We start from the raw sequence: 1,863 nt of genomic DNA on the forward strand, positions 1-1,863 counted from the left end.
GGAGAGCCGGATGCCTGGAAACGGGCACGTCCGGTTCGGACCGGGGGTCGTGGGAAAAGGGCCTGCCTCGCAGGCACCTCGCCCACGGCCTACCGGTGCGCCGGGGGCGATATCGGGGCGCCTGAAGATCGTTTCCCACGCTGTACTCCCGATTTTCCCGCATCCCGGGTCACCAGCGCGCGGGCAAGGCTCACGCCAGGAGTCCGCTGCCCTCACCCCGCTCTCCGTGGACCGTGCGCTGCCACACCAGTGTGGGAATGTCCACTACCAGCGCGGTGTTCAGGGCTTCCACACCGCTCTCCCGAACGAGGTCGGACGCCTCCTCTTCCAGCGGGAAATCGCCCTGAAGAGCGTCACAGTGCTGGCAGCCGTTGCTCAAATACCTCTGGCGGGCTGTGGCGCTCCAGCGCGGCTTGATCGAATTCGCCAGCCGGTCGAACCCGGCTTGCTCCAGCAGTTCCCTCACCCACGCCAGCGAAATCTCATCTACCGACCTCGGCCATGGGTCGGTGCAGGCGGGTCGAGACGGGTACAGGCCGATCACACATGTGGCGATCTCACCGCACTTCCAGCACGGACGGCTCAACGTCAGAACGCGTACAGAGATCGTTGCCCCACAGCCTGCCGGAACCTCATCCGGGAGCCATGGGTCGGTGCCGAACTGGTCGTTCTCGTCCCAGCGCTCATGCCGGAATGCGACTTCTTGGCACACAGGGCATTGGACTCTCCGCTTGCCGTCATCCCAGGTGACGAGCACCCCAGCACCCGCTGCGACCTCGACTGAGCATTCCATGCATACTCCGGCAAACCGGTTGGTCTCCCACCGAGGCGCCAAACCGACAGGCTGGTCTGCGGCCCGGGGTGCGGTGCTGCGAGAGACCGGATACCGGCCGTCCGGATCAGGAGCGTCGGCCGAGCAATACACCTGCCACCGATCCTCGCGCCGGACATGGACGCCCACACCGGGCTGCACATACACCGAGCAATGCTCAGCCGCGCATACGGCCCCGTACTTGTTCGAAGGCAATTGGCCCATCTGTCCGCTTCTGCTCCCCTCCCGTACGCCCTCGTCCACAACGGCGGCAGATCCCGAGTGGACTCGCCCCATAGCCGCTTCTCACAGTAGCCACGGCCGAACGAGCGGCAGCTGGGACTGCTCTGTCCACCAGGCCTCGATCGGATGGTTCGTACGGATCTGGGCGCTCACCTCGGCAGACCCTACTTTCGTCCCATTGACGATAAGTGCGATGTTCTGCCAAGCTCGCGGAGCGTCAATGTGCCGAGGAGTACTCCTTTTTCGGCATCCGCGTGCGTCGTCCCAGTTGGTGGTCCCGCCTGGGATCGCTGGCTGCACGCCACCGCCCACCCGCCACGCGCCACCGCACCTGATGGAGTTCCCATGGCCCATGCCCCGCAGCCCCGCCTGGACACGTGGGCCACCGACCGGGCCGCCGGTGTACTGCTCGGCGCGGCTGTGGGCGACGCGTTGGGTGTGCCCTACGAGTTCCAGGCGACGCTGCGCGACGACCAGCAGCCGCGCATGATCGGCGGTGGTCTGGGGCCGTACGCGCCCGGCGAGTACTCCGACGACACCCAGATGCAGGTCTGCATCGCCAAGGTCGCGGCCGACGGAGCGGATCTGCGCACGCCGGAGACCCTTGATGCGATCGCCACCAACTTCCAGGGCTGGCTGAGCGGCGGCGCCAGTGACGTCGGCTCCCAGACCCGCGCCGTTTTGGGTGCCGCAGGCAGCGCCCCCGGAGAGCCGGGCGCGGCGATGCTGGCCGCCGCCCGCAGCTTCACCGCCGGCAACGACCGCAGCGCAGGGAACGGCTCGTTGATGCGCACCGGTGTCGTCGCCCT

Annotated in this window: 2 protein-coding genes; one reads left to right on the forward strand and one right to left on the reverse strand. The window is 67.4% G+C overall.

Going from position 1 to position 1,863, the window contains the following annotated elements; genetic code table 11:
• Positions 1 to 190: 190 nt before the first annotated feature.
• Complete coding sequence (locus OP79_RS48780; RefSeq protein ID WP_051745910.1) at positions 191 to 466, reverse strand: hypothetical protein; 276 nt, start codon at positions 464 to 466, stop codon at positions 191 to 193.
• Positions 467 to 1,399: 933 nt separating this feature from the next.
• Here OP79_RS48780 and OP79_RS48785 point away from each other — a divergent pair.
• Positions 1,400 to 1,863, forward strand: a 464-nt coding sequence (locus tag OP79_RS48785) for an ADP-ribosylglycohydrolase family protein (RefSeq protein ID WP_033329682.1), incomplete at its 3' end; no start/stop codon positions are given.

The sequence above is a fragment of the Streptomyces yerevanensis genome, from assembly GCF_000716805.1.
Classification (GTDB): domain Bacteria; phylum Actinomycetota; class Actinomycetes; order Streptomycetales; family Streptomycetaceae; genus Streptomyces; species Streptomyces flaveus.